Raw genomic sequence first — 1,404 nt, forward strand, 5'->3', positions numbered from 1 at the left:
ATTGATAGTGCCTGAAAAAAGTTGTCACATTTTGTTTGTGTTTTAACACACTACCAAAATGAAAAAGGAATATCAAATTAAGCAACAGCGCTTATTCAGTGAAGAAATTCGAAAACAAGTTGTTGGTCAAGTTGAACGCTGTGAGTTAACAGTTGCTCAAGCAGTGCGTGAGTATTCTGTTTGTAAACAGACTATTTATAAATGGCTTTACAAATATTCTCGTACCTTGAAAAAAGGAACTAGGATTGTTATGGAAAAAGATAGTCAAGATAAAACTTCTCAAGAACTAAGGAACAGAATTAGGGATCTTGAAGCAGCTTTGGGTCGTAAGTCCTTAGAAGCAGATCTTTATCGCATCATTGTTGAAAAGGCTTCAGATGAATATGATGTTGATCTAAAAAAAAATTTTGGAGATCAAGCATCAAAATCGCCGCTCAAATGAAAGGTGTAAGGATATTTAATGTTAGACTGGCTTGCCAAATATTGGGATTTAGTCGTCAGGCCTATTATCGTCTATCAGTAGAAAAACCGAGTTTAACTAACCTAGCAGCTCTGGTTGCTGATGCGGAGATAAAAAAAGCAAGGATTAAATGTCCTAGTACTGGTTGTAGGTCGATGTATGAAAACTTTGGAGATAAGCTGCCTATAGGTCGTGATAAGAGCATCAAACTATTTATGGATATGGGATATCGAGTAAGATTCCCCAAACGTTATGGCAGAGCTACACAATCAGGGACAAGAGAATTTTCTAATCTTTTGGTTGAAAAGGATCTGGATGCAATCAACCAGGTCTGGCAGGGAGATATGGCACACTACCTTTATGGAGAGAAGAAGATGTACACTATTTATATCACTGATGTTTACAGCCAGGAAATAGTGGGTCATGGCTCTTTTGATACAAATGAAGCTATTAATTATGCTAAGGTTTTAAGAGATGCTATACAAAAAGCAAAGTCCAAAGGACAAAGTATAAAAGGATTGATTCATCATAGTGATGGAGGTAAACAATATGAAAGTATCATATATAAAACGCTTTGTGAAAAGAACAATATCAAACAAAGTATGTGCATGTATTCATATGAAAATCCATATGCTGAAAAGACTAATGACTTAATCAATAATGGCTATTTGAACATTTGGAGACCCAGATCCTTACAAAACCTGATAAAATACCAAAATAGAGCTGTTAAGGATCATAATAGCAACAGGAAAAAGAAAATCCTAAACAAAATGTCTCCTATAGATTTTAGAAATCAATTGGTAATGGGGAAAGAGGTTATCCATAATTATGTCCTTAAATTAAAACCAAGGATGCCAGAACAACCTAGAAGAAAAATACAATTAAACGAAGAATCAAAACCTGACACTAGACACTAATGTGTAAACCAAATTCAGGCAAGGTCA

Annotated in this window: 2 protein-coding genes; both read left to right on the forward strand. The window is 34.9% G+C overall.

The features are described 5' to 3' along the window. Window positions 1-58 precede the first annotated feature (58 nt). On the forward strand, window positions 59-442 hold the full coding sequence (locus tag IEV57_RS19235; RefSeq protein ID WP_188444657.1) for a transposase: 384 nt from the start codon (window positions 59-61) through the stop codon (window positions 440-442). Beyond that, complete coding sequence (locus IEV57_RS19240; RefSeq protein ID WP_188444658.1) at window positions 439-1,377, forward strand: DDE-type integrase/transposase/recombinase; 939 nt, start codon at window positions 439-441, stop codon at window positions 1,375-1,377. Before IEV57_RS19235 ends, IEV57_RS19240 begins: the two co-directional genes overlap by 4 nt. Window positions 1,378-1,404 lie beyond the last annotated feature (27 nt).

Source organism: Belliella aquatica (assembly GCF_014637795.1).
In the GTDB taxonomy this organism is placed as follows: Bacteria; Bacteroidota; Bacteroidia; order Cytophagales; family Cyclobacteriaceae; genus Belliella; species Belliella aquatica.

Excerpts from the sequence above, each read along its gene's own strand:
- IEV57_RS19235 (WP_188444657.1), top strand. The coding sequence starts at position 59 with ATGAAAAAGGAATATCAAATTAAGCAACAGCGCTTATTCAGTGAAGAA.
- IEV57_RS19240 (WP_188444658.1), top strand. The coding sequence starts at position 439 with ATGAAAGGTGTAAGGATATTTAATGTTAGACTGGCTTGCCAAATATTG.